We start from the raw sequence: 26,527 nt of genomic DNA on the forward strand, positions 1-26,527 counted from the left end.
GGTGCCGGAAGCCCAGACGGTGATCACGGAAGCGGCGACGTACGCCACCACCGGTCACGCCACCAAGGTCGTGGTGGTCGGCCATACCGACACCTCCGGTTCGGCGGCATACAACGTCCGTCTGTCGGAACGTCGCGCCAAAGCCGTCGCCGACGCCCTGGTCGGCGGTGGTGTCCCGCAAACCGCTCTGTCGGTCGACTGGAAGGGCGAAACCCAACCGGCCGTCGACACCGGCCCGAACGTGAAGGAACCGCTGAACCGCCGTTCGACGATCGACATCAGCTTCTGATCTCGATCACCGAAGGTTCGGTGCTAAGTTGCGGAAGCCCGGCCGAAAGGCCGGGCTTCTTGCATTTTCAGACCACTCACCCGGGAGTCCTCTAGCTTGGGAGGAAAATGCGGGATCCCTTGCATCCCGCGCATGTCTTTCCCAATAGTCCCGGCGAACGTGTGGGACAGTCATGCCTTTCGACGACTTGGACGCGACAAAATTTGCGGATGAGCGGCAGGCGGTGGCGGCCGCCCTGGCGGCGCGTCCGCTGGGATCTGACGACCGCGAGGCCGTGAAGCACGAGGCCGTGGCCCTTGTCAGAGCGGCCCGGCGCGGCGCGCGCCGCCAAGGCGTCGTCGAGAGCTTCCTGCAGGAATTCAGCCTCTCCACGCGCGAAGGCCTGGCGCTGATGTGCCTGGCCGAGGCCCTGCTCCGCACGCCGGATGAGGAAACCCGCGACAAGCTGATCGCTGAAAAGATCGCCTCGGCCGACTGGGCGAGCCATGCGGGCGCCTCTGAGTCACTTCTGGTCAACGCCTCGACCTGGAGCTTGATGCTCACCGGCAAACTGATCGACCCGGACGAGGAGGCCAGGGCTGACCTTCCGGGCTTTGTCCGCAGGCTGGCCGGCCGCCTGGGAGAGCCGGTGATCCGTCGCGCGGTCGGCGCGGCGGTTCGGATCATGGGCGAGCAGTTCGTGCTGGGCGCGACGATCGAAAAGGCGATCAAGCGCGCGGCCCAGGAGGGGGTCACCTGCTCTTTCGACATGCTCGGCGAGGGCGCCCGCACCGAGGCAGACGCCGACCGGTATGAAGCGGCCTACGCGGCCGCCCTGAGTGTCGTCGCAAAGCACGGGGCGGCCAGTGTCCATGGCGGCCCGGAAGTCGGCCACGGTGTCTCCGTCAAGCTTTCGGCCCTCTCACCACGCTATGAGGCGCGTCAACCCGAGCGGGTCTGGGGCGAGGTCTATCCGCGGATCAAGCGCCTGGCGCTCCTGGCCGCCAAGGCTGACATCAACCTCACCCTGGACGCCGAGGAGGCCGATCGCCTCGCGATATCGCTGGAGATCCTCGAGCGGCTGGCAGGCGAGGCGGACCTCGGCGGATGGACTGGGCTGGGCCTCGCCGTCCAGGCCTATCAAAAGCGCGGGCCCAAGGTCATCGAAGCCGTGGCCGGCATCGCGCGGACAAGCGGGCGGCGGCTGATGGTGCGGCTGGTCAAGGGCGCCTATTGGGATTCGGAAGTTAAGCGCGCCCAGGTCGCAGGCCTCCCCGGATATCCCGTCTACACCACGAAGGCCGCGACCGATCTCTCCTACCTGGTCTGCGCCCGAGCGTTGCTGTCGGCGGCCCCGGCGCTTTACGGTCAGTTCGCCACCCACAACGCCCACACCCTGGCCGCTGTCCGGCTGATGGCGACGCAGGCCGGTCTATCGCCGGAGTTCCAGCGCCTGCATGGCATGGGCGAGGCGCTCTACGCCGGCGCCCGCGAGCGCTACGGCGCATTCCCGTTGCGGGTCTACGCACCGGTCGGCAGCCACGAGGACCTGCTGCCCTACCTTGTCCGCCGTCTGTTGGAGAACGGCGCCAACACCTCGTTCGTCCATGCCCTGCTGGACGAGCGGACGCCGGTCGAGAAGGTGGTCTCCGACCCGATCGCGGTCATCGAGGCCTCGGGCGGCGGGCCTCACCCGCGCATCCCACTGCCGATCGACATCTACGGTCCCAGCCGCCGGAACTCCGGCGGAATGGATATCTCCATCGCAGAGACACGGGCGCGTCTGGCGGGCGCCATCGTCGCGTTGCCGTTGCTGGAGGCGGCGCCCGTCGTGGCGGGCGCAACGCCGGCGCGGCCTGGCCGTGCTCGCGTCTCGCCGTCGGATATTGCACGAACCATCGGGGAGGTCGCTGACGCTACGCAGGCTGACGTCGACGCCGCCTACGCCGCCGCCGTGAAAGCTCAGCCAGCCTGGAACGATCGGGGTGGAGAAGGCCGTGCGCCCGTGCTCCGGGCCATGGCCGACGCCCTCGAAACCGATCGCGATCGGCTCATCGCCATCTGCGTGCGCGAGGCCGGCAAGACGGTGGCCGACGGCGTCGCCGAGATCCGCGAAGCGGCCGATTTCTGCCGTTACTACGCGAGCCTCGCCGAACGGCAATTCGCGCATCCGGAGACACTCAAAGGCCCGGTCGGCGAGACCAACCAGCTGTCTCTGCACGGTCGCGGCGTCTTCGCCTGCATCAGCCCGTGGAATTTCCCGCTGGCCATCTTCACCGGCCAGATCGCCGCTGCCCTCGCCGCCGGCAACGCTGTGCTGGCCAAGCCGGCCGAGCAAACGCCGCTGATCGCGGCGGCGGCCGTGCGGCTTTTCCACGCTGCGGGGCTGGACCCGGCCCTGCTGCACCTCCTGCCGGGCGATGGGGGGACGATCGGCCAGGCGCTGGTTCAGCACCGGTCCTGCGCCGGCGTCGCCTTCACTGGCGGCACTGACACTGCCTGGGCGATCAATCGCACCCTGGCCGCTCGGCAAGGCCCTATCGTGCCGTTTATCGCTGAGACCGGCGGTTTGAACGCCATGTTTGTGGACACGACCGCGTTGCGCGAGCAGGTGATCGACGACGTGGTCGCCTCCGCCTTCGGGTCCGCCGGTCAGCGCTGCTCCGCGTTGCGAATGCTGTTTGCGCCGCATGACACAGCCGACGCCCTGATCGAGGGCCTGGCGGGCGCCATGGATGCGCTGGTGATCGGCGATCCCGCCGACCCGCGCACCGACATCGGCCCGGTGATCGACGAGGACGCCAGAAAGGCGCTGGCCGCCCATCGCGAACGCTTGAGCGCCGAGGCCAAGGTCCTTCACGAACTGGCTTCGCCGGCCGGCGGCCATTTCTTTGCGCCTGTCCTGGCGGAAATCCCGTCGGCGGCTTTCCTGCAGAAGGAAGTCTTCGGACCGATCCTGCACGTCGTTCGCTATGACCCCCACGACCTCGAAGCGGCGGCGGGCCCCCTGGCCGCGGCCGGCTACGGCCTGACGCTCGGCGTGCACAGCCGCATCGAGGCCTTCGCAGATGAGGTCCGTGCTGCGGTTCCGGCCGGCAACGCCTACGTAAACCGCTCGATGATCGGCGCTGTCGTCGGCGTCCAGCCGTTCGGCGGCGAAGGACTTTCGGGGACGGGCCCCAAGGCCGGCGGCCCCCACGCTCTGCTTCGCTACGCTGTCGAACGCTCGGTCAGCGTGAATATTGCCGCTCAGGGCGGCGATCCGGCGCTGCTCAACCTCAATCCTTAAGGGCGCGGAGGGCAGTGGCGGCGCGAGATCAAGACCGCTAAGCTTGGCCTTTCTGCCGGGCACCCGGTCCAGGAGCGGCCCATGCCCATGCTATCGCTGCAGAATCCGGTCTTCGCGGCCTATGCCATCGCCGCCAGCCTGATGATCCTGAAGGCGGTCGCCATGTCCTGGCTTACCGTCGTGCGCATGATACGGTCCAACGGCGGCTTCCGTTCGCCCGAAGACATCCGCAAGACCCCGCTCAATCCCAATCCGGACCCAGCCCAGCTGGCGCCCGACGAGCGGGTCGAGCGCATCCGCCGCATTCAGATGAACGACCTAGAGAACCTGCCGTTCTTTCTCGTCGCTGGGTTTCTGTTCGTTTTCACCCAGCCGTCGCCGCTGCTCGCGCAGTGGTTATTCTATGGCTACGTAGCGACGCGCCTTGCGCATTTCCTGGCCTATCTCTCAGCGCAGACCCACGACATGCGAGCGGCCCTATGGACTCCGGGATCGCTGATCCTGATATACATGGCCGCCAAGACCCTGATTGTCGCGCTGGGCGCCTGAGCCAAGCTGCCCGACAGGATTCAAGCTAGAAGAACGGGACCTCAACCGGGTGGGGTGGTTGTCGGTGTCGCCGATTGCCTTCGGCCCAGCCGCTCCACCTTTCACAGTCTCGTGACCTGGGCTGAGGCAACGGCCGCCAAGCCCTTGATCTGTCGAGGGCGAAGCACGTCATTAACCTTTGGTTTACAAAAAAAACTGGGCGCCGATGAGCCGCCTCATTGACGAGTCATTAGGACGGGTGCCCCATATGTAGGTTGCTCGGGCGTGTCGCCCACAACATGTGGGGCTGGGAACAGGCTTTCATTGGGTCTGGTTTCTAAAGGGGCATGGGTCAGGGAATGAGTGAAGCGGCGAAAGTTGGGATTGCCGAAGGAATTGAGCCGGTTGCCGGCCGATCGGAGCGGCCGCAGCTGCAGCTGGTCCGAAAGGTCGAGGTCGATCGCTCGCGCGACGCCCTGCTGACCGATTTCGGCAAGACCACGCTGGAAGACCGCTACCTGCTGGCAGGTGAATCCTACCAGGACATGTTCGCCCGCGTGGCGACGGCCTACGCCGATGACGCCGACCACGCCCAGCGGGTCTACGACTATATTTCGAAACTCTGGTTCATGCCCTCGACGCCGGTGCTGTCGAACGGCGGTGCGGGCCGCGGCCTGCCGATCTCCTGCTTCCTGAACGCCGTGCCCGACAGCCTGGAAGGTATCCAGAGCGTCTGGAACGAGAACGTCCACCTTGCTTCCAACGGCGGCGGCATCGGCACCTACTGGGGCGGCGTGCGCTCGATCGGCGAGAAGGTGAAGGGCGCCGGCCAGACCAGCGGCATCATCCCATTCATTCGGGTGATGGATTCTCTGACGCTGGCGATCAGTCAGGGCTCGCTGCGGCGAGGCTCGGCGGCCGTCTACCTCGACATCCACCATCCGGAAATCGAGGAGTTCCTGGAGATTCGCAAACCCTCGGGCGACTTCAATCGGAAGAGCCTGAATCTCCATCACGGGATCAGCATTTCGGACGAATTCATGGAGGCGGTGCGGGACGGGGCCATGTTTGGTCTGCGCTCGCCGAAGACCAAGGAGGTCGTGCGCGAAGTCGACAGCCGTTCGCTGTGGCAGAAGATCCTCGAGATCCGGCTGCAGACCGGCGAGCCCTATCTGATTTTCGCCGACACCGTGAACCGCGCGATGCCGCAGCATCAGCGCGAGCTTGGCTTGTCGGTTCGGCAGTCGAACCTCTGCTCCGAGATCATGCTGCACACGGGCAAGGATCATCTGGGCGTCGAGCGCACCGCGGTCTGCTGCTTGTCTTCGGTGAACGCCGAGACATTCCTGGAGTGGCGCGACCACCCGACCTTCATCGAGGATGTCATGCGCTTCCTCGACAACGTGCTGCAGGACTTCATCGACCGCGCCCCGCCGGAGATGAAGAACGCCGTCTACGCCGCCAAGCGCGAGCGGTCGGTGGGCCTGGGCCTGATGGGCTTCCACAGCTTCCTGCAGGCGCAGAACGTGCCGTTCGAGAGTGCGCTCGCCAAGAGTTGGAACATGCGGCTCTTCAAGACCCTGCGCCGACAGTGCGATGCGGCCTCGCGGACCCTCGCCGCCGAGCGGGGCCCCTGCCCGGACGCCGAGGAGCGCGGGATGATGGAGCGCTTCAGCCACAAGCTGGCGATCGCGCCGACCGCGTCGATCTCGATCATCTGCGGAGGGACCTCCGCCGGCATTGAGCCGATCCCGGCGAACATCTACAGCCACAAGACGCTGTCGGGCACGTTCGCGGTCAAAAATCCCTATCTGGAACGCCTGCTCGAGCAGACTGGTCACAACACAGCTGCGGTCTGGGACTCGATCCTCGAGAATGAGGGCTCGGTACAACACCTCGAATTCTTGGGGCAGGACGAGAAAGAAGTTTATAAAACCGCGTTCGAGATCGATCAGCGCTGGGTTGTCGAGCTTGCAGCGGACAGGACACCTGATGTCTGCCAGTCGCAATCAATAAACATCTTTCTACCGGGCGATGTAGACAAGTGGGACCTGCACATGTTGCATTGGTCTGCTTGGGAGCGCGGGTGTAAATCTCTGTATTACCTCCGATCCAAGTCGGTGCAGCGAGCTTCGCACGCAGGCGGGGAGGCGCAGGTGGCGGTAGATCTGTCCGGGGCGGCCAAGACCGATTACGAGGAATGCCTAGCTTGCCAGTAAGGGTTTCAGCTGAGTTGGAAGCCTAGCGCCTCAATAAGGGTTTCAGCCGAGGGCTTTGCTCAAATGGGCGAGCTATTTCTCAGAAACCGGTAGAGGTGACTGATCCCCTCAACGGCCTGCGGCATGCCTTTTGCATCCGGAGAATTGACTCGAAAAGACGTGGGGGCATCCCTACGCTCTGGACGGGGAACCGCGGTTCGGTTTGTGGCTTTCGCTAACGCGACGTCGCAGATCAGAAGAGTCTGCGGGTGGGAGAGTGAGCGATGCGGCCGCTGGCTATTCTGGCCACCGTCCTGACAGCCGCCGCGGCGAGCTCCGCCGGCGCGCAATCGGTCTCGACCAATGCGTCTCTGATGCAGACGCCGGCCGGCCGGGGCGAGGATTCCGCCGCGCTGGCCCTGCTGAACACCGCGGCGTTTGCGCCGAAGACTGCGGGAAGCGACGTCGATCCCGTCAGCAGTCTGGTCGAGCGCGAGGGATACGAAGCCGGCGCCGGACCGATGCGCTGGACTAGCAGCGCGGTGCAGCTTTCGCCAACGTCGCGTGGCGGGCCGGTCGACCACTTGCGCATCAGCGTCGGCGGCCCTCTGCGCGGACCGGGCGGCCAGGCGCTCAGCCCGACCAACGCCCAGTATCAGCCCGACGCCTACGAGGTCGCCTTGACCCGCGACTGGCCGGCGGCCCTGGCGTTCGACACCAAGGACTTCGGTGTCGCCCTGACGCCGCATGCCGGCGTCGGCGTCACCAACCTGGGCGGATCGGCGGAAGCCGGCGCGACCCTTCAGCTGATGCAGCGCGACGCGAACGCCGCCCAGAGGCTGAAAGCGCTCGGCATCAGCGATGGCGCCAGCTTCGGCGACCAGGGGCGCTGGTACCTGTTCGCCGCCGCCAGCGGCCGCGCGGTCGGCCTGAACATGCTCCACAATGACACGGGCTGGGACCGCGCCGGCTGGACGACCGACCAGACCTCGACCCTGATCGGTGACGCTCAACTCGGCGTTGGCTGGCGCAAGGGCGCCGTACAGACCTCTGTGGGCTACATCCATCGCGAGGTGAAAGGCCAGCATATGCTCTGGGGCCAGGACACCCGTCCCGACGACCTGCTCGCCTTCTCGCTGTCTATCCGCCCGCAACGCTAGGGCCCTGCCGGCGCCGGAGCGAAATCGTCAGCTCTCCCAGCCTTCCTTGAATGGCATACGCGCGGCCCAGAGCGCCGCGAGGCGTGGCTCGCCATCGACGGCGCGCACGACGCCGCCCAGTCGCGGGGCGGCCTCGTAGAAGACCCGGCGGCGCGGCCCCCAGCGGGAAACCACGGTCATGTAGAGGTCGAGCACCGAAATCTCCTCGCCCAGCATGAAGCGCCCGACGGGCTCGATCTGGCTGCCCATGATTCGCCAGCACTCGGCGATGCGCGCCGCGGTGCGCTCGCGCAGCAGCGCCTCATGATCCAGGTCTGCGGCCAGGCGCGAGGGCGCATCGCGGATCCAATAAAGCGCGTAGATCTGGGCCGAGATGAAGGCCATCCAGCGCAAGAACCTGGGCCGCAAGGCTGAACCGATCGGCGGTCCAAGGGCCGAGCGCGGATGGCTCTCGGCCAAGTGGATCAGGATCGCCGCGCTTTCGGTCATCAGCTCGCCCGACGGCAGAATCAGCGCCGGGACCTGACGCATCGGGTTGACGCGCGCCACCTCCTCGTTGGCGGCGCCTTGGTCCCGGCTGGCCGCCTCAACCACCCGGTAGGGCTGGTCCAGCAGGGTGAGCGCCGCCTCGACGGGAACCGAGCCGGCGCCGGCCGCCCCATAGACCACGTAGCCGCCGTCCATAATCGTCCCCAGGCTTGTTAACAACATCTTGGGTAAGGGTACTAACTTGTCACTAGATATGGTTGCCGATCGGTGGCTAACTTCCTATCTCAGCATCCGCAAGCGTACGGGATTCCGCAACCGTGACCTCGTCCAACATCCGCACCCTTCCGGGCCTGCTCACCCCATCGGCGGCCTACAAGCCCTTCCGCTATCCATGGGCCTACGAGTTCTGGAAGAAGCAGCAGCAGGTCCACTGGATGCCCGAGGAGGTGCCGCTGGGCGAGGACTGCAAGGATTGGGCGACCAAGCTCAACGACCGTGAGCGAAACCTCCTGACCCAGATTTTCAGATTCTTCACCCAGAGCGACGTCGAGGTGAACGACAACTACATGGAGCGTTACGCCCGCGTCTTCAAACCCACCGAGGTGAAGATGATGCTGGCGGCGTTCTCCAACATGGAGACGATCCACATCGCGGCCTACGCCCTGCTGCTCGAGACGATCGGCATGCCGGACTCAGAGTTCACGGCCTTCCTCGACTACCAGGCGATGCGCGACAAGCACGACTACATGCAGCAGTTCGGGGTCGACACGAACGCAGATATCGCCCGCACTCTGGCCATGTTCGGCGGCTTCACCGAGGGGCTGCAGCTGTTCGCCAGCTTCGCCATGCTGATGAACTTCCCCCGCCACAACAAGATGAAGGGCATGGGCCAGATCGTCTCCTGGTCGGTCCGCGACGAGAGCCTCCACTGCGAGGGAATGATCAAGGTCTACCATGCGTTCAATGCCGAGACGCGCTGCGTGACCAAGGCGGTGGCCGACGACATCGTCGACTGCTGCAAGACGGTGGTAGGCCTGGAAGACAAGTTTATCGACCTGGCCTTCGAGGCCGGCGAGGTCCAGGGCATGACGCCGGACGACATCAAGAAATATATCCGCTTCATCGCCGACTGGCGCCTGCGCCAGTTGGCCCTGCCGGAAGTCTATGGGGTGAAGGAAAACCCGCTGCCGTGGCTGCAGTCGATGCTCTCGGGCGTCGAACACGCCAATTTCTTCGAGGCGCGCAGCACGGAATACTCGAAAGCCGCCACTCGCGGGCAGTGGCACGGCAATGAAGGCGTCTGGGCCGCCTTCGACCAGATGCAGACGAAGCGGGCGGAGAACGTGCTGCCGGCGGAGTGAGCCCTGCCGAGGTCGGCGCACGGGTCTCGGGGCGCAGATCGCCGTCGGCGCAAAATGTCGGGGCGACGGTCCTTGACCCGTCCTCGGGTCGCCGGCGCGATGGCGCGCCTTCAGGAGAGACCCATGCGCTTCATGTTCATCATCAAAGCCGCCGGCGCCGGCAGCCCAACGCCGTCCCTCATGGCCGCCATGCAAGCGATGGCGGAGCGCGAGGTGAAGGCTGGACGGATGATCAGCGACGGCGGACTGATGCCGCGCGCGACCGGCGCGGAGGTGCGGATCCGGAAGGGCAAGCTCACCGTCACCGACGGTCCGTTCGCAGAAACCAAGGAGGTGATCGGCGGCTACGCCGTCTTTGAACTTCCCGACATGGCCGCCGCGATCGCCAGCGCCCGCGACTTCATGAGCCTGCACCAGACGCATATGCCCGGCTGGGAAGGGATTTGCGAGGTCCGCCAAGTGGCCGGATCACAAGTCGAACAGATCCGCCTTGGCGCGCTGTAGGTGTCCTCCCGCACCCTAGACGTGCCGTAGATCCGTCGCACGAAGGCTCGGCGTTCGATGAGGCGTTGGCGCGGGCGCGGGGCCCTGCGCTGGCCGCACCATAAATGCGCCAGGTCAGTTGTGTCGGCGAACTGCTTTCCGAACGGCGTTCGAGTGCGCAATGTAGGGGGCTTGAGGAATCGCGCGCGCCGAACGCGCGGGCTCGGGGAGGACAGAACTATGAAGACAAGCCCCTGCATCATGGCGCCCTTGGGACTGGCGCTGGCGCTTGGGACGACCCTGGCGCCGGCTGCGCCGGCCGCGCCCTATGCGCCGCCCCGCACGGCGTCAGGCCAGCCCGACCTGGGAGGCTACTGGTCCAACTCGACCCTGACGCCGCTCACTCGCAAGCCGCAACTGGGAGAGCGGCTCACCTTTACACCTGATGAGGTGAAGAGGCTCGAGGACGAAGAGACCAAACAGGTCGAGGTCGGCAACAAGCCGACGGACCCGAACGCGCCTGTCAATGCGCCGAACGGGCTCGAGAGCAAGCCGGAGTTCGTCGCCGCCGGCGGCGATGTCGGAGGCTACAATCGCGGCTGGCTCGATCCGGGCCACACCGTGATGCGGGTCGCGGGCCAGCCGCGGACTTCGCTGATCACCACCAGGAACGGACAGCCGCCCCCGCGCAAGGGCGGCGGGGCCGATGACTCACCGTACGGCGGAGGCGGCGGCGAGGGGAGCCGTGGGCCGCTCGGGTCCTTCGACAATCCTGAGAATCGGCCGATCGGCGAGCGTTGCATCATCGGTTTTGGGCGCAACGCCGGGCCGCCGATGTTCCCGAACGGCTTCTACAACAACGATTACAACATCGTGCAGACACCTGACGCCATCGCCATACAGGTGGAGATGGTCCACGACACGCGGATCATCCGGCTAAACGCCAAGCACCGGAGCGACGGCATCAGGCCGTGGTTCGGCGACTCCATCGGCTGGTGGGAAGGCGATACCCTGGTGGTCGAGACGACGAATATACCGCAGCAGGAGGCTTTCATGGGCGCGTGGAAGGACCTCAAGGTGACCGAGCGCTTCACTCGCACCGCCAAGGACCGCCTGCGCTACCAGTTCACGGTCAGCGACCCAACGTCGTGGAACGAGCCCTGGGGTGGCGAATACGAATTCGCGCCATTGAAGGGCGTGGTTTACGAGTACGCCTGCCACGAGGGGAACTACGCTCTGCCCGGCATCCTCGCCGGCGCCCGGGCGGCCGAACGCGAGGGCGCGGTGACGAAGGGCGCCAAGGGCGCGTCCGACTAAGGCGGATCGGCTTAGCGGCCCGCGCCCAAGGGGTGCCCGCAGCTACTGGAGCTCGTCCTTGACGCTGTTCCTGAGGGCCGCCGGCACCTGCGATTCCGCCGCCTCGATCGTCTGCGGACCTGACGCGGTCGTGCGCGTAATGCGGTAGCGGAACTCGTGGGGTGCGAGGCTGGAGGCCGATCGGCCGCCGCTCCGGAACAGCGCCTCGACTGTCGCCTGATCAGCGGGCGACAGGCTCTCGAACGGCAGGCTGCCGCGGCTCGTAAGTCGGGAGCCGGGCAGGCCGAAGCCGCCTATGCCGCCAATCCGCTCGATGGACAGATCGCCCATACTCCGAGCCGCCTTCCCTGCGTCCGCCGTGGGGCGCGGCCTACAGCCCCACCTGCTTCCATCCACTGTCGACGGCTGCGCCGATAGCAGCATTGCCGGGATAAAGTTGAGCAGCAACAGCACGCGTGCGATCGGCGAAGTCCTTCATCGTCATGTTGGGGTGGGCGCCGGACCCCGTCAAAGCCTTGTACCAGACCTGGCCGACCTGCTCCCAGCTTTTGCCCCCTGCGGCCTTGCAGGCGGTGCAGAAGGCAAGGTTGGGCGGTCCGCTCGAGTAATGGGGATCCATCCCAGGCGTGATCTGGGAATACTTGGTCGGCTGCGGCGCCAGGCAGTGCGCGGCGGCGGGATCGGCCATGTCGCGTAAGCACGTCAGGCCCTTGGCGATCGCCGCCGGCCCCATGATGTCCTTGCCAATCAGCCAGTCCGCCTGAGTCACTGTCTGGCTGGCCTCCCATTGCCGGAACATCGAGCCGAAGCAGTCGGAGATGCTCTCGTTCAGGCCGCCCGAGTCGCCGGTGTAGCTGAGCTGCAGGCTGTGCTGGGTGACGCCGTGGGTGAGCTCGTGGCCGATGACGTCGTTGCCCCTGGAGAAATCGACGAAGATCGAACCGTCGCCGTCGCCATAGGTCATCTGCGAGCCGTTCCAGAAGGCGTTGTTGTACTTCTGGCCATAGTGGACCGATGAATTCAGGGTCATTCCGGCGCCGTCCACGGAGTTCCGGCCAAAAACGTCCTGGTAGAACTTCGCCAGCGACGTGGTCTCGGTGAACACGTGCTTGACCGTGACGTCGCTGGAGGCGCCAGGGTTGGCGATGTTCACGCCCGGCAGGGTCTGGGTGTGATGGCTGGTGAAGAGGGCGATCGTCGGCGCAGCGGGCGGCGGGGCCGGAGCCGGTCCCGCGATCGACTGGGCCACCTGCGAAAGCTTTGCGGCTTGCTCGCGAAGCTTGCGGAATTCGACATCGATCGCGGCGGTGTCCGCAAACGACTTGCGTTCGGCCGCGTTAAGGGCGGGGTCTTCGGCTAAGCGGCGCAGAACGTCTTGCGGGATGATGTGACAGGTGCAGGCCATGGTCATTTCCTTCCTCGCGGGCGAGCAGATTTGAGACGCGACGGAGAACTGAGCTGCAGCACCGAGCCGGAACGCATTGGGCGGGGATCGCGAAAGCGATCTCCTGCGGCATAGGCCGGCCCCGCGGGCACTACGGCCAAAGAGCGCCACTCCTGGGTAGTGTCAATTCACAAAGACTATCAGAACGTGTGATCGCGACCACGGGTCAGCGTTAGACGACTTGCCCGGCGGTCAGGCGATGATCGCCCGGACTAGGGCCTTGGCACCGGCAGAGCAGGGTCGGGGAGGTCGGAGGTGAAGGTCGAGGTCATGCCATTGCGTGCCAGGATGGCGACAGACGTCGACGAACGTGGCCCGGTGTTGGCAGTCACCGTCCAGGTCCCCTGGTAGTATGTTGCGTCAAAGGGGCCGGCGGCGCCCGGCTGTCCGGCAAGGACCGACTTGGCGACTGCGATGGCCTGGGCCTGGGTCGAAACGGTGTGCGGCGTAGCGCGACAGCCCGCAAGCTGCATCGCCAGGACAGCGCCAAGCCACGCTGTTCGTCGAAACATCGTCGGACGCCTCCCCACCTGGCCCGAGGGTGATGCGACCCTGCGGGCGAGGGCGAGTCAAGAGCAGCTTTAGAGCGTCGGGTCCGGGCTCGCGCGCACCAGCATCTTTCCAAAATTGCCGCCCTGCAGCATCTCGATGAAGGCGGCGGGCACAACCTCGAGACCTTCGCGGATATCCTCGCGGTAGCGGACGTCGCCGGAGGCGACCCAGGCCGACATGTCACGCAGGAAGGCGTGCTCGTGTTCGGCGACGAAGTCGCCGACGAAGAGGTCGCGAACGCTCACGCCGCGCTTGCGGAATATCGCCTCGCCGCGACGCATGAGAGCGGCGCGGGCGTCGACGCCCGCCTCGTCCCCGTAGTGGGCGATCAGGCCGCAGATCGTCATGCGAGCGCCCCGATTGAACAGCGGCAGGACCGCGTCGAACACCGCCCCGCCGACGTTCTCGAAATAGACGTCGACGCCCCCGGCCACGGCGGCGCGCAGGTCCTGTGGCAGGGTCGGGCTCAAGTGCGAGACACCGGCGTCGAAGCCAAGCTCTTCGACGACGAAGCGGCACTTCTCCTCGCGGCCGGCGATCCCTACGACACGAGCTCCACGCAGGCGGGCGAGCTGACCGGCGATCTGACCTACCCCACCCGAAGCGGCCGAGACCACCACAGTCTCTCCGGGCCTGGGGTCGGCCATCAAGATCATGCCGGCGTAGGCTGTGAGGCCGAGCATGCCGAGCACGCCCACCGCCTGCGAAATTCGCCCCAGAGTCGGATCAAGCTTTCGTGGGATCATGTATGCCGGCCGCTGGACGCCCTCGCCCATGAGACCGTATTCGGCCCAGCCGTTGGTGTTGAATACGAGGTCTCCGGCCTCAAATCCCTCCATTCGGCTCTCGACGACTTGGGCCACGGTGCGGGCGTGGCAGGGTGCGCCGGGCGGCTCGACGCCACGCCGCTTGTAGCCCCACTGATAAGGATCCAGCGAAACATAGATCGTTCGAGTCAGCGCCTGGCCGGGCCCCGGCTCAGGGATCGGGGCCTCGCGCAGCTCAAAGGTGTCCGGCCCAGGCCAGGCGGGGAGCGGGCGGGCCGACAGGGTCCAGTATCGGTTCACCCGCTATCCCGGCTTCTTGAAGCGCAGGAGGAACTGGTCGGTCTTTCCCCGGATGGCGGGGTCGAAGACGAACTTCGAGTGATCGTCGGCGGGGTTGGCGAGGATCTTGCTCTCGCCGTCGAGTTTGAAGCCGGCCGCCAGGACCTCGGACTTCACCGCGGCCTCATCGATCCTGTGCCTGGTGTCGGTGTCCGCCAGGCCGGAGCCGGGCGTCGCGGCGTGGTCCAGCACCACGTACACGCCGCCGGGCTTTAGCGCGGCGAAGACGTTCCTGTTGAACGCCGCCACGTCGGCAGGCCCCATGAACCGGTCGTGGAGGTCGTGGTAATTTTGCCGGATGAAGACGGCGTCCAGGCCGGGCGGCAAGGCCGGCATGTCGATCGGCGGCTCGGTGACCGTCACGTTGGCGTAGGCCGGGTCGGAGGTCAGGCGGTGCAGGATGCCGACAACCTCCGGATGGGCCTTGACCACCTCGGAGGGCATGACCGCATAGAGCTTGCCCTTAGGCCCGACGGACTGGCTCAGCGCCCGGACGAACCGGCCGGCTACGATGTCGGCCACCTTGTCGCCGGGCTTGACGCCTATGAAGGCTATGACATCGGGCCCCTTCATGGCGGGATCTGTCAGGGCGTCCGCCTGGGCCTGGACAGGTTGCTGGGCGAAGGTCGGCGGGGGTAGCCCCAGGACCAGTGTCACCGCGGCTGCGGCCGCCAGGATGGTCATGCGCGACATGGACGTGGCTCCCGGACACGGATCGTGGTGGGATGCGAGCCCGTCGCACTCCCGAAGTCAAGGACGGGACTTGCTGTCCGCCTTGCCGGGCCGCCGCAGCCACGGCGTAGCTTTGCGCCCCTTACGTGGACATCGCTTCCGGCTCCGACGCCGAGGCGCGGGCCGATCTTGTCCGGCTAGCCTTCGATGACCCACTCGGTGACATAGGCCTGGGCCTTGCGGGCGAGGGCGGCCGGCCCTGAGAAATAGAACTCGCTGCCGAACCAGCTCCGCCGCTCGTGCCAGACGAGCGGTGCGGTGTCCTCCGTCTGCAGCATTTCGAGCAGACGATCACGCTTCTTGGCGGGAACGAAGGCGACGTACGTTGCTTCAGCCATTTGGCGACTACCCGGTCTAAGGCCCCCTTGCGCAGCAGAGTGGCTGAGTCGCATCTTCGCGAAAGCCAATCATGGTCAACAGCGCGTGAGCACGCCCGCGCAAAGGGTGGCCAATCGGCGCGAATTCCTTGCGGCTTGCTCGCCTGCCTAACGCAGTTCGTCAGCTCGTTGCTGAAACCATTCGACTCGAAACGCCGTTCTTCAATGAGGGGCTGCGTGTCGCTCAGGCTCGGAAACTTACGCGCCTGGCGCACGGGTGACCGTTATCAGGGGGGGCAGTTGGTATTTTTCCTCGCACTTATCCTTGGCGCCATATCGGTAGCCCTCTTGTTCTACACCCTGCGTCGGACCCCGAAGCAGGATCTGGCGGACTTGCCCGACACGCCGCCCTTGCGGCTCCAGGGGCGGCGCTGGTGCGACTTCGAGATCGCTGGTGAGAACCACTATCAGGCCGCATTGGCTGCGATCGGCGGTGTCGCGCCGCCAGGGGATGTGCAAGGCGCCAACTACTTTTGCGACGCCCTGCTGGTTCCTGAGATGGAGAGCCCATCGGCCTCCGACGCGGTGACCGTGGTGATCGATGGCCTGCGCGTCGGTCACCTGAAGAGCAAGGACGGCGCCGATTATCTTGCGCGGCTCAAGGACCTCGGCGTCGCCTCTGCGGTGGCGGCGTGCCCCGCCTACGTGTTCGGCGGCTCCATCGACGAAGATGGCGTGCGTGCGCCCTACGTGGTGAGGCTCGGGCTGGCCTGGCCAGTCCAGCTGGAGGCCAAGGTCGAGCCGCCGCCGCCGTCGCCTAGGGTGGCGGCGCGTCTGCGCGGCGAACCGCTCAGCGAGGAGGACGCCTGGCACTATCCGCCGGTCCGGACGATCCCTGAAGCGGAGTTTCTGCAGATGATGTCCGGCGGGGTCGAGGACCACGCGGTCTGTTTCGCCGGCTGGTCGGCGGAACGGATCGACTACATGGGCGCCGTTGCTCGATCGGTTGGCCTGCGCGTCTGTGAATCGGTGGAGGACAAGCCGACGCTGATGGTTGTCGGGCCAAGCCCGCCCGACGAGGACCTCGATCGCGCCAAATCTCGGGGCGTGACCCTCATTAGCGGCGATCAGCTGCAAGAACTCGTGGCTCAGATCACGTCCGCCGCGCAGTGAGGCTCTCCGTCTAGCGACCAGCGAACGGAAAGCGTCGCGCAGGCCGTCGCCGCCGACCTTGTCTCGTGTTCCGCCGATGTGAGAAAAGCGGCGAGGGGAGCGCGACATGAAGAATCAAGAGAGCCACGACGGCCTGCGCGCGGTGACGCGCCGGAGCACGCGACAGGGACGTGAGAAACCGGGAAGCACCAGACTAGGAAGCAACAGGCTGGAAATCTTGTTGCTCGCGTTAGGCGCGGCGTTGCCATTGGCGTTCGGTGGGGCGCTGACGGCCTCGGCGCAGGGCGGTCAGCTCCCTCGTGGCGCCGCGGCGGTGGACGGCGCCCGTCAACTGGCGGCCGACAAGGAGCCGGGGACCTGGATGTCCGCCGGCCGGACCTATGACGAGCAGCGCTACAGCCCGCTGACCGGGGTCAACAAGGCCAACGTGAAAGGCTTGGGCCTGGCTTGGTACGGCGACATCGATAGCGAGCGCGGCCAGGAAGCGACACCGGTGGTGGTCGACGGCGTCCTCTACGTCACGACGGCGTGGAGCATGGTGAAGGCTTTCGACGCCAAGACCGGCGAGAGACTCTGGGAGTACGACCCCAAGGTCGACCGCGCGACCGGCCAGATCGCTTGCTGCGACGTCGTCAACCGCGGTGTCGCGGCCTGGAAGGGCAAGATCTACCTGGGGGCCCTGGACGGGCGGCTGATCGCGCTGGACGGCAAGACCGGGAAGGTCGCCTGGTCGGTGCAGACCACGGACCCGAAGGAGCCCTACACGATCACCCAGGTCCCACGGGTCGTGAAAGGGATGGTGATCATCGGTAACGCCGGGGCGGAATACACCTGCCGCGGCTATGTCTCGGCCTATGACGCCGCGACGGGCAAGTTGAAGTGGCGGTTCTACACTGTTCCCGCCAAGCCGGGCGACCCGACCAACACCCCGCTGCTCGAGAAGGCCGCTAAAACCTGGACCGGCGAGTGGTGGAAATTCGGCGGGGGCGCGACGGCCTGGGACACCATCCTCTTCGACCCCAAGACCAACCTTGTCTACTTCGGCACCGGTAACGGCCTGTCGTGGAGCCAGGAGATCCGCTCGCCTGGGGGTGGCGACAACCTGTTCGTCTCCTCGATCATCGCGGTCAACGCCGACACTGGAAAGTATGTCTGGCACTACCAGGAGGTGCCCGGCGACGAGTGGGACTATGACAACACCAACCCCTTGATGACGGCCGATCTGAAGATCGGCGGGGTGGCGCGCCATGTCCTGATGCAGGCGCCGAAGACCGGGTTCTTCTACGTCTGGGATGCGAAGACCGGGAAACTGCTGTCGGCCGAGAAATTCGCCCCGGCCAACTGGGCCACGAAGATCGACTTGAAGACCGGCCGGCCTGTGGAGAATCCGGCCGTCCGCTATACCGACACGAAGGCGGCCGTGGTGCAGCCGGCCCCGCTGGGTGCGCACAACTGGCATCCGATGTCGTTCAGCCCGCGGACCGGCCTCGTCTATATCCCGGTGACCGAGAACACGACAGGCTTCGCCAGCGCCAAGCCAGAGGGATTCAAGCTCGGCGACCGAGTCTACAACACCGGAACCGTGTCGTTCTCGGACGAGATCACCAAGCTCTACGCCCAACCGGGCGCGCCGCCGCGGGGAAACATCAAAAGCTACCTGCAGGCCTGGGACCCGGTGGCGCAGAAGGAGGTCTGGCGGGCGCCGGACACGGACTACGGACCCCACGGGACAATGGTCACAGCCAGCGACCTGGTGTTCTCGGGCGACTGGAGCGGCAGGTTCAGCGCCTACGACGCCAGGACGGGGGCAAAGCTGTGGTCCGCGCCGACCCAGGCCAATGTCGTGGCCGCTCCTTCGACCTACACGATTGATGGCGAGCAGTACGTCGCGATCCTGGTCGGCGCACGCGGCCTGCCTCCCGGCCAGGTCCGGACCAGCGCGCTGAGCGCCAACAACTCGCGCATCCTGGTCTTCAAGCTAGGCGCAAGGTCCAGCCTGCCGACTGCAGCCGTGCAGAGCGCCGACGCCGCACCGCGCACCCTGAACCCGCCGCTGCTCACCGGCACCAACGAACAGGTGATCGACGGCCAGGGGGCATATGGCCGGATCTGCGCCGGCTGCCATGGCGCGGGCGGCGTCGCTGACAAATCGATCCCCGACCTGCGCTACTCGCCGGTGCTGAAGAGCCTGGCCGAGTGGAACGAGATCGTGCTGGGCGGCTCACGGAAGTTCAATGGCATGGTCTCGTTCAAGTCGACGCTTGCCGAGGGCCAGTCCGAGGCGATCTTCCACTACATCGTCAGCCAGGCGAACAAGGACAAGGCGGCCGCGGAGGCCGCGGCGAAGGGCGGCGGCGGCCGCTAAGCAGGACTTCACCTAAGGGTCGCGGCAAACCCGCCGTGACAAAAAAGCGGAGCTGGCCGAAGTGTCACCCGTGCGCGCGGCGGCGGAGGGGCTCGGTGCAGAGACTGCGTGGCGCGGCCGCTCGGGAGGCGCGCAATTCGGTCTCCATTTGGTCGGCGGGCATGGGCTTGGCGAACCAGTAGCCCTGCATCCGCTCACAACCGGCGGCGCGCAGCAGGATCGCCTGAGCCTCTTCCTCGACGCCCTCGGCGACGATGAGGACGCCTAGCGCGCGGGCCGCGTGCAGCATGGAGCCGACCAGCTTCGCAACGCGCGCATCCTTGGCGACGTCACAAATCAGGCTGCGATCGAGCTTCACGGTCTGGATCGGCAGATGCATCAATGCGCGCAGGTTCGAATAACCGGTGCCGAAGTCGTCCAGCGCTATCCGCACGCCCTTGGCCGAGAGCCGCTCGATGTGGCGGCGCGAAAGCGCCAGGTCGCGCAGCAGGAAGGTCTCGGTGATTTCGACAGTCAGCGCCGTGGCGGGAAGATCGGTGCCGGCAAGACGGCCGATCAGCTTGCGCGAGAAGCTGGGGTCGAGGAGGTCGCGGGGCGAGACGTTGAACGAGACCACCTCGATTAGGCCCTCGGCGACCCAGGGGGCGGCCTGCGAGCAGCCGGCCTCGAAAACCGCCTCATCGATGCGCCCGATCAGGCCAAGCTCCTCAGCCATCGGCACGAAGGCGGCCGGCGTCAGCAGGCCGTGCTCGGGATGGCGCCAACGGGCGAGCACCTCGACGCCGACGATGCGTCCATCGGCTGAGTCGACCACCGGCTGGAACCAGGGCTCGATCTCGCCGGCGGGGATGGCGCGGCGAAGCTCCTCCTCCAGGGTGCGGCGATGCTGGCTTTCGGCGCGCAGCTCGGCGTCGAAAGCCGACCAACGGCGACCGCCCTGGGTCTTGACGCGATAGAGCGCCATGTCTGCGAATTGCTGCAGATCTCCGGCGTCGGAGGCGTCGTCGGGGTAGACCGCCACGCCGACCGAGGCGCCCGGCGAGACCTGGCGCCCGTAGATCAGGTGGGGCTGGGTGAACAGGCTAACCAGTCGTTGCGCGCGCTCGGCGACCTTCGGATCGTCGGAGATCACCGCGAACTCATCGCCGCCTAACCGGGCCACGAGGTCGCCGGGGCCGGCGTCGGAGCGGAGCCGCTCGCCCACTTCTGCCAGGAAGAGGTCGCCCGCGTGGTGGCCGAGCGTGTCGTTCAGGTGCTTGAAGCGATCGAGGTCGACGACGAACAGCGCAAGGCGTCCGCCCGCCTCCCTGGCCGTCTCCAGGCGTTCGCAAAGCGCTGCGGTGAAGGCGCCGCGATTGACCAGGCCGGTCAAGGAATCGGTCTGGGCAAGCCTGAGCGTCAGCTCGCGTTCAGACTCCAGTTCGGCGACCCGTGCGGTCAGTTCCGCAAGTTGTTGGACGCGATCGGGCACGGATGGAAAAGCCTCAGGCTGAAGACTATTCGCCCTTATGGCTCCGGCGCGGCGAACGCCCCGTTAAACGACATGCCTAACGGGAGATGTGCCCCCGCTCGGTTTTCCGGGCCCCTATTCAGCAGGCTCGGCCATGGCGAGTGCAGGAACTTCGATCTGATTCTCCCACTTGGCGACGACCGCGGCGGCGACGGAGTTGCCGACCACATTGGTGGCCGAGCGGCCCATGTCGAGCAGGTGGTCGACAGCCAGGATCAGGAGCAGCCCTTCCTCCGGCAGATTGAAGTAGGCCAGGGTGGCGGCGATCACCACTAACGATGCCCGCGGGACGCCGGCCATGCCCTTGGACGTGACCATCAGCAGCAACAGCATGGTGATCTGTTGGGCGATTGAGAGGTGCACGCCATAGACCTGCGCGATGAACAGCGTCGCGAAGGTGCAGTACATCATCGAGCCGTCGAGGTTGAACGAGTAGCCGAGCGGCAGGACGAAACTGGCCACCCGCTTGGAGACGCCCCACTTCTCAAGCGCCTGCAGCGTTCCGGGATAGGCCGCCTCCGAGGAGGCCGTGGAGAAGGCCAGCAGTGCGGGTTCGCGGATTGCGGCCATCAGCTTCAGCGCCCGGGCGCCGACGATCGCGCTCACCACGGCGATCAGCAGTCCCCAGAGCAGGCCCAGCGACACGTAGAAGCCGCCCACGAACCTGGCGTAGGTCGCCAGGACGCCGATGCCCTGGGTCGCGATGGTCGCCGCCAACGCCGCGAAGATCGCGAAGGGCGCGGTCCTCATGACGTAGCCGGTCACCTTCAGCATGATCGATGCGATCTGCTCAACGAGGGCCGACACCGCATGCGCCCGTTCGCCCAGCGCCGAGACGGCGGTGCCGATGAACACCGAGAAGATGACGATCTGCAGGATCTCGTTGTCGGCCATCGCCTGGATGATCGAGGCCGGCACCAGGTGGGTGACGAAGGCCTTCAGCGTGAACTTGCTCATGTCCACGGCCGAGGCGGCCCTGGTGGCGTCCGGCATCGGCAGCGACAGGCCCGCCCCCGGCTGGAGCAGGTGGACCATGATCAGGCCGATGGTGAGGGAAACGATCGAGGCGCAGATGAACCAGCCCAGCGCCTTGATCCCCACGCGGCCGATGCTGGCCGAATCCTCCATGTGGGCGATGCCGGACACCAGCGTCGAGAACACAAGAGGGGCGATGATCATCTTGATCAGGCGCAGGAAGACATCGGTGATGATCGACAGGTTCTCCGCCACCGCTTTGGCGGAGGCGGGAGACGCGTACTGGTTGACCGCCCATCCAACGGCGATGCCCAGCACCATGGCCGAGACGATGAGGATCGTGAAAACGCGATTCATGGGAGGTCCGCGGACTTTGCTTCGGGCGCCTTTGTCGCCGGGAAGCCTGGCTTCGTCCATCCCGCCGCTCCTGTGACCCGCATCACATCAACCGGCGCCGCAGACCTCTACAAAAACGGTCATCGCAACCCGCGATCGCTGAATTCGAGGACATCTGCAATGACTCGCATCGGTATCGGCGCCGCCCTCATCGCGGTCAGCCTGCTCTCCGTCACCGCCGCCCAGGCGGAAACGGACACCATGGTCGTTCACATGGGCGATCTGAATGTCGCCAGTCCGCAAGGCGCTGAAGCCGCCCTGCGTCGCATCAAGAACGCTGCGATGCTGTTCTGCGGCGACTATGACCAAATCACTTTCACCCGCCGGATCGAGCACCAGCGCTGCGAAATGCAGATGACCGACCAAGCCGTCAGTTCGCTGAACGCCCCCACGGTCACAGCCCTCTACAAGGGCCGATCGACCATTCGACTGGCCAGCCGCGACGCCCACTGAGCCCTCCCCCCAATGGGCATTGCGGTCAGGGCGTCCGTCGGCGGTCCAGCTCGTGTTAGAGTGATGGACGGCGCGCCGACGGACGCCCTTCGTCCTTCGCCGCCCCGCGATGGGTGTGGCATGCCATCTTCGTTGACCGAGGCTTTGAGGGACGTTGTGGCTGCCTTTCAGGGCAGCGAGATCCTGGCGTCGCTCCCGGAAGCGACGCTGACCGCCCTGGCCCGTTCAGGAGCCGCGGTCGACCTGGCGGCGGGCGCGATGCTCTGCCAGGAGGGAGATCCGGGCGACGCCGTCTACATCGTGCTCGAGGGCGAGATTGAGGTGCGCCGAAGCTCCGCCGGCGGCCGGGAATTGCGCTTGGCGGCGCTTGGACGAGGGGCGGTGGCGGGCGAATTCGCAGCCCTCGACGGCGGCGCCCGCTCAGCCGACATGGCCGCCACGCGTCGCAGCCGCCTGTGGCGTATCCCGCGCTCCGCCTTGCTGGACACCCTCGAGGCCGAACCCAGGGCCGCCGTGGCCCTGCTCGTGGAGCTGACCGGCCGGCTGCGACGCACCAACGCCGCCCTCGAAGATCGCGCCACACTGGACCTGGGCGGGCGGCTGGCGCGGGAACTCCAGGCCCAGAGGAACGCACGTGGGCTGGTCGCTCTGACCCAATCGGAAATGGCCCGCCGCGTCGGCGCCTCGCGTGAGCGCGTCAACCGCAAGCTCAGCGAATGGAGCGCCAAGGGTTGGGTCGAGGTGACCCAGGCCGGTGTCCGACTGCTCGACGACAATCAGCTCGCCCAGCTCGTGCGGCAGCAATTCGACGACTGACGCCGGTCGTCGCGCGGGCCGCCACGCACTCGCAAGCCGGGAATGCTGCAGCTATAAGGCGGCATGAAATCGAAGACGGACGCAGCCGGCATCGTGGATCGGCTGGAACACGAATACCGCAAGTCGGTCGAGGCCCTGAGGGGCGCCCTGAAGGATTTCCTGGCCGGAGGAGCGCCGCCAGATCCGGCGCTGCGCGCCGCCGGGGCCTTCGCTTATCCAGAACTGCGCCTGAACTGGCCGGCCGGCCAGCCCTTCCCGCGGATCGGCCGCGCCTATGCGCGGATCGGCGCGCCGGGTCGCTACGTTACGACCGTCACCAGGCCCGACCTTTATCGCGCCTACCTGATAGAGCAGCTGACCCTGCTGGCGCAGGATTTCGACGTGGAGATCGAGGTCGGCCGCTCCAACCAGGAGATGCCCTTCCCCTACGTGTTGGACGGCCAGGCCGATATCGCGCTTGCCGACATCAGTTCGGCCGAGATCGCGCGGCATTTCCCGACGACCGAGCTGGCCTACATCGGCGACGAGATCGCCGACGGCTCCTGGGCGAATGACACCCATCGGCCCAGGCCGCTCTCGCTATTCGACGGTCTGCGTACGGACTTCTCGCTGGCGCGACTGACGCACTACACAGGTACGCCTGCCGAGCACGTGCAGCAGTACATTCTGTTCACCAACTACCATCGCTACGTCGATGAGTTCGTCCGCTGGGGCTGCGAGCAGCTCACCGCCGGGGGGCCATACAAGGCCCTCTCCGCGGCGGGAAATGTGCTGGTCACCGCCGACACGCCGAACCCTGAAGCCGCAGTCGCCGCCGCCGCGTGGCGCCGTCACCAGATGCCGGCCTACCACCTGATGGCCGAAGGTCGAGCCGGGGTCACCCTGGTGAACATCGGCGTCGGCCCGTCAAACGCCAAGACCATATGCGATCACCTGGCGGTGCTGCGCTCGCAAGCCTGGTTGATGATCGGCCACTGCGGCGGCCTGCGAGGCAGTCAGACTATCGGCGACTACGTACTGGCCCATGCCTACCTGCGCGATGACCACGTGCTCGACGAAGTGTTGCCGCCGGAAATCCCGATCCCGGCGATCGCCGAGGTGCAGGTTGCGATGAACCGGGCCGCTGAGATCGTGACCGGCGAAAGCGGCGAGCTCCTGAAGCGCCGCTTGCGGACCGGCACCGTGGTGACCACCGACGACCGCAACTGGGAGCTGCGCTATTCCTCCAGCGCGCTTCGTTTCAACCAGAGCCGCGCCGTGGCCATCGATATGGAGTCGGCGACCATCGCCGCCCAGGGATACCGTTTCCGGGTTCCCTACGGGACGCTGCTTTGCGTGTCGGACAAACCGCTGCACGGGGAAATCAAGCTGCCCGGGCAGGCCAACGCCTTCTACGATCGCGCCATCGGCCAGCATCTGCAGATCGGGGTCGCGACCATGGATTTGCTGCGTGAGGAAGGTCCGCGGCTGCATTCCCGCAAGCTCCGCAGCTTCGACGAACCGCCTTTCCGCTAGATTTTCCGGGTGAGTTGACGCCGGGACGGCCGGGCGAGAACATCGCGCGAAATGCATGGCCGGGCCGACATGCCTGTTCGCAAGGCGCTGGAACCCTCCAGAGGCCGCATCTGGCTGGGCGCGGTGCTGGCGGCCGGCGGCGTCACGATTTTCGGCGCGATCCTGTTCATCGCCGACGACCGCTCCACGTTTTCCGAGTGGTTGTTCTTCCGGCTCGGTTTGGCGCTGATGGCGCTTATTTCGATGGTAGGCCAGGTCATGGCGATCCTCGGCCTGGAAATGATCTGCAGGGGCCTGGCCGCGCAGCGCGATGCGGCCTGACGGCGGCGCCTTCCCGGACTCGCCGTCGCCATTTTGTCGAGGAAGTCGGTTAGAGCAGGCGAATGGCACGGAACATCGCGTTCGAGGGCATCGATAATTTCCGCGACTTTGGCGGCTACGCCGCGGGCGCGCGGCGATTGAGGCCAGGTCTGCTCTATCGTTCGGCCCACCAGGCCAAGGCCACTGACGCCGACCTCGCCAAGCTCGCCGATCTTGGGCTGGCAGTTGTCGTCGACCTGCGCCGGGCGAACGAACGCGAGCGTGATCCGAGCCGCCGGTGGCCTGGCTTCGCCGCCAGGGTGATCGACAACGACATCGGCCAGGACACCGCCGACGAATGGTCGAGCTTCATCATGGGGTCCGATCTGACGGCCGCCTCCGTCAGGGCTTACCTGTTCGACTACTACCGCAAGGCGCCGTTCCAGCAGCGCCACATCGACCTCTACGCCCGCTACTTCCGAGCCCTGGCCGAAGCTGACGGCCCCGTCCTGGTGCACTGCGCCGCCGGCAAGGACCGCACGGGGATCCTCTGCGCGCTGACCCATCACATCACCGGCGTGCACGACGACGACATCCAGGAAGACTATCTGCTGACCAACGACGCCGAGCGCCTCGCCAAACTGCTGCCGCTGATCCGTGAGGCGATCCGCGGGGCCACCGGACGGATGGCCTCGGACGAGGCGCTGATGACCGTGATGCGGGTCGAAGCCGAATACCTCGCCGAATCCTTCGCCGCCATCCGTGAGGAGAACGGGTCGCTCGACGGCTATCTGCAGGCCGCGCTCGGGCTGGACGCCGACTTAAGGGCGCGCGTGCGCGATCGCTTGCTGGCCTAGGCGTCGGCCTGAAGCCAGGTTCGCAAGGCTTGGGGTATGGCGCTTGCAGCGGCGACTGAGCTGTCGGTTCGCACCCGTTCGTCCTCCGACCGTCGATTTGACCCCATTCCAAGAGACGAGGACTCCGGCTAGGGGAGGCCATGACCCGGCACATCGATTTCGACGCCATCGAAAACTTCCGCGACTTCGGAGGCTACGGCACAGCCAGCGGGCGGACCGTGAGGCGGGGCCTGCTCTATCGATCCGCCAACCACGCCTACGCGAGCGAGGCGGACCTGCGGCGGATGGGCGAGCTCGGCCTGGCCGCCATCATCGACCTGCGGCGCACCGAGGAGCGGACGCGCGAGCCCTCCCGGCGCTGGCAGGGGTTCAGCGCAACGGTGATCGAGAACGACATCCGCTCCGAGCACCCGGACTGGGCGGAAGCGATGCGGGGCGTGGAGATCGACGCGCAGTGGTTCCTCGACGACGGCATCGGCTACTACCGCCGCGCCCCATTCGAGGCGCGGCACATCGACCTCTTCAATCGCTATTTCCAGACCCTGGCGGGGGCCGAGGGCGCCATCGTGGTGCACTGCGCAGCGGGCAAGGATCGCACCGGTCTGATCTGCGCGCTGACGCTCCACGTTCTGGGCGTGGACGCCGACGACATCGTGGCCGACTACCTGCTCACCAACGACGAAAGCCGGATCGCGCGGAAGATGGCGTTCCTGGGCCCGTGGCTGCGCGATAACGTCGGCAAGGCGGTCGACGAGGCCGCCCTGCGCGTGGCGGTCTCGGTCAGTTCGACCTACCTGGAGACCGCGCTGGGCGTGATCTGCGCCACGCACGGTTCGATCGACGGCTATTTGACCGAAGTGCTGGGCGTCGACGCGGGCCTGCGAGACCGGCTACAAGCGCGGCTTCTTGCCTGACCAGAGATG

Annotated in this window: 25 protein-coding genes; 16 read left to right on the plus strand and 9 right to left on the minus strand. The window is 66.4% G+C overall.

Annotation, left to right across the window (positions count from 1 at the left end):
* The 5 genes from VGI62_RS00835 to VGI62_RS00855 form a co-directional block, all read left to right on the plus strand.
* On the plus strand, positions 1 to 289 hold a 289-nt coding region (locus VGI62_RS00835), incomplete at its 5' end, for an OmpA family protein (protein WP_331502489.1).
* A gap of 172 nt (positions 290 to 461) precedes the next feature.
* Positions 462 to 3,557, plus strand: a complete 3,096-nt coding sequence (gene putA / locus VGI62_RS00840) for a bifunctional proline dehydrogenase/L-glutamate gamma-semialdehyde dehydrogenase PutA (protein WP_331502490.1) — start codon at positions 462 to 464, stop codon at positions 3,555 to 3,557.
* Positions 3,558 to 3,638: 81 nt separating this feature from the next.
* A complete protein-coding gene (locus VGI62_RS00845; protein WP_331502491.1) occupies positions 3,639 to 4,106 on the plus strand; it encodes an MAPEG family protein in 468 nt (155 codons plus the stop codon).
* 326 nt (positions 4,107 to 4,432) lie between these two features.
* Complete coding sequence (locus VGI62_RS00850) at positions 4,433 to 6,304, plus strand: ribonucleoside-diphosphate reductase subunit alpha (protein ID WP_414695611.1); 1,872 nt, start codon at positions 4,433 to 4,435, stop codon at positions 6,302 to 6,304.
* Positions 6,305 to 6,567: 263 nt separating this feature from the next.
* The gene (locus VGI62_RS00855; protein WP_331502493.1) at positions 6,568 to 7,443 is read left to right on the plus strand and encodes a lipid A-modifier LpxR family protein; all 876 of its coding nucleotides are present in this window, start codon (positions 6,568 to 6,570) and stop codon (positions 7,441 to 7,443) included.
* Positions 7,444 to 7,470: 27 nt separating this feature from the next.
* Here VGI62_RS00855 and VGI62_RS00860 read toward each other — a convergent pair whose 3' ends face one another.
* Complete coding sequence (locus tag VGI62_RS00860; protein WP_331502494.1) at positions 7,471 to 8,127, minus strand: glutathione S-transferase family protein; 657 nt, start codon at positions 8,125 to 8,127, stop codon at positions 7,471 to 7,473.
* A 122-nt stretch (positions 8,128 to 8,249) separates the two neighbouring features.
* Between VGI62_RS00860 and VGI62_RS00865 the strand changes: the two genes are divergently transcribed.
* From VGI62_RS00865 to VGI62_RS00875, 3 genes are all read left to right on the plus strand, one after another.
* A complete protein-coding gene (locus VGI62_RS00865) occupies positions 8,250 to 9,293 on the plus strand; it encodes a ribonucleotide-diphosphate reductase subunit beta (RefSeq protein ID WP_331502495.1) in 1,044 nt (347 codons plus the stop codon).
* 123 nt (positions 9,294 to 9,416) lie between these two features.
* Positions 9,417 to 9,797, plus strand: coding sequence for a YciI family protein (locus tag VGI62_RS00870; RefSeq protein WP_331502496.1), 381 nt, complete (start codon positions 9,417 to 9,419; stop codon positions 9,795 to 9,797).
* A gap of 219 nt (positions 9,798 to 10,016) precedes the next feature.
* Positions 10,017 to 11,093 (plus strand): hypothetical protein, encoded by a 1,077-nt coding sequence (locus tag VGI62_RS00875; RefSeq protein WP_331502497.1) that lies wholly within the window; start codon positions 10,017 to 10,019, stop codon positions 11,091 to 11,093.
* Between the two features lie 42 nt (positions 11,094 to 11,135).
* On the opposite strand, the gene VGI62_RS00880 is transcribed toward VGI62_RS00875, so the two are convergent.
* The 6 genes from VGI62_RS00880 to VGI62_RS00905 all read right to left on the minus strand — a co-directional run bounded on the left by VGI62_RS00880 (position 11,136) and on the right by VGI62_RS00905 (position 15,265).
* Entirely contained in the window at positions 11,136 to 11,423 is a 288-nt protein-coding gene (locus VGI62_RS00880) for a protealysin inhibitor emfourin (protein ID WP_331502498.1), read from the minus strand.
* Between the two features lie 40 nt (positions 11,424 to 11,463).
* The gene (locus VGI62_RS00885; RefSeq protein WP_331502499.1) at positions 11,464 to 12,498 is read right to left on the minus strand and encodes a M4 family metallopeptidase; all 1,035 of its coding nucleotides are present in this window, start codon (positions 12,496 to 12,498) and stop codon (positions 11,464 to 11,466) included.
* A gap of 251 nt (positions 12,499 to 12,749) precedes the next feature.
* Positions 12,750 to 13,049 carry a hypothetical protein gene (locus VGI62_RS00890; protein WP_331502500.1) on the minus strand — a complete coding sequence of 100 codons (300 nt, stop codon included), beginning with the start codon at positions 13,047 to 13,049 and terminating at the stop codon, positions 12,750 to 12,752.
* A 69-nt stretch (positions 13,050 to 13,118) separates the two neighbouring features.
* On the minus strand, positions 13,119 to 14,156 hold the full coding sequence (locus VGI62_RS00895; RefSeq protein WP_331502501.1) for an NADP-dependent oxidoreductase: 1,038 nt from the start codon (positions 14,154 to 14,156) through the stop codon (positions 13,119 to 13,121).
* 3 nt (positions 14,157 to 14,159) lie between these two features.
* Positions 14,160 to 14,888 (minus strand): methyltransferase, encoded by a 729-nt coding sequence (locus VGI62_RS00900; protein WP_331502502.1) that lies wholly within the window; start codon positions 14,886 to 14,888, stop codon positions 14,160 to 14,162.
* Between the two features lie 176 nt (positions 14,889 to 15,064).
* Positions 15,065 to 15,265 (minus strand): hypothetical protein, encoded by a 201-nt coding sequence (locus VGI62_RS00905; protein ID WP_331502503.1) that lies wholly within the window; start codon positions 15,263 to 15,265, stop codon positions 15,065 to 15,067.
* Between the two features lie 279 nt (positions 15,266 to 15,544).
* On the opposite strand from VGI62_RS00905, the gene VGI62_RS00910 reads away from it, so the two are divergent.
* Positions 15,545 to 16,417, plus strand: coding sequence for a hypothetical protein (locus tag VGI62_RS00910; RefSeq protein ID WP_331502504.1), 873 nt, complete (start codon positions 15,545 to 15,547; stop codon positions 16,415 to 16,417).
* A 220-nt stretch (positions 16,418 to 16,637) separates the two neighbouring features.
* The gene (locus VGI62_RS00915; RefSeq protein WP_331502505.1) at positions 16,638 to 18,782 is read left to right on the plus strand and encodes a PQQ-dependent dehydrogenase, methanol/ethanol family; all 2,145 of its coding nucleotides are present in this window, start codon (positions 16,638 to 16,640) and stop codon (positions 18,780 to 18,782) included.
* Positions 18,783 to 18,846: 64 nt separating this feature from the next.
* Here VGI62_RS00915 and VGI62_RS00920 read toward each other — a convergent pair whose 3' ends face one another.
* Positions 18,847 to 20,253 carry a putative bifunctional diguanylate cyclase/phosphodiesterase gene (locus VGI62_RS00920; RefSeq protein WP_331502506.1) on the minus strand — a complete coding sequence of 469 codons (1,407 nt, stop codon included), beginning with the start codon at positions 20,251 to 20,253 and terminating at the stop codon, positions 18,847 to 18,849.
* A gap of 114 nt (positions 20,254 to 20,367) precedes the next feature.
* Positions 20,368 to 21,624: a dicarboxylate/amino acid:cation symporter gene (locus tag VGI62_RS00925; RefSeq protein WP_331502507.1), complete on the minus strand. Its 1,257-nt coding sequence runs from the start codon at positions 21,622 to 21,624 to the stop codon at positions 20,368 to 20,370.
* A gap of 159 nt (positions 21,625 to 21,783) precedes the next feature.
* Between VGI62_RS00925 and VGI62_RS00930 the strand changes: the two genes are divergently transcribed.
* From VGI62_RS00930 to VGI62_RS00955, 6 genes are all read left to right on the plus strand, one after another.
* Entirely contained in the window at positions 21,784 to 22,116 is a 333-nt protein-coding gene (locus VGI62_RS00930; RefSeq protein ID WP_331502508.1) for a UrcA family protein, read from the plus strand.
* A 156-nt stretch (positions 22,117 to 22,272) separates the two neighbouring features.
* Positions 22,273 to 22,932, plus strand: coding sequence for a Crp/Fnr family transcriptional regulator (locus VGI62_RS00935; protein ID WP_331502509.1), 660 nt, complete (start codon positions 22,273 to 22,275; stop codon positions 22,930 to 22,932).
* Positions 22,933 to 22,995: 63 nt separating this feature from the next.
* Complete coding sequence (locus VGI62_RS00940; protein ID WP_331502510.1) at positions 22,996 to 24,447, plus strand: AMP nucleosidase; 1,452 nt, start codon at positions 22,996 to 22,998, stop codon at positions 24,445 to 24,447.
* A 69-nt stretch (positions 24,448 to 24,516) separates the two neighbouring features.
* Entirely contained in the window at positions 24,517 to 24,768 is a 252-nt protein-coding gene (locus tag VGI62_RS00945) for a hypothetical protein (protein WP_331502511.1), read from the plus strand.
* 62 nt (positions 24,769 to 24,830) lie between these two features.
* Positions 24,831 to 25,604, plus strand: a complete 774-nt coding sequence (locus tag VGI62_RS00950) for a tyrosine-protein phosphatase (protein ID WP_331502512.1) — start codon at positions 24,831 to 24,833, stop codon at positions 25,602 to 25,604.
* A gap of 140 nt (positions 25,605 to 25,744) precedes the next feature.
* Positions 25,745 to 26,518: a tyrosine-protein phosphatase gene (locus tag VGI62_RS00955; protein WP_331502513.1), complete on the plus strand. Its 774-nt coding sequence runs from the start codon at positions 25,745 to 25,747 to the stop codon at positions 26,516 to 26,518.
* Positions 26,519 to 26,527 lie beyond the last annotated feature (9 nt).

Source organism: Phenylobacterium sp., assembly GCF_036495085.1.
Classification (GTDB): Bacteria; Pseudomonadota; Alphaproteobacteria; order Caulobacterales; family Caulobacteraceae; genus Phenylobacterium.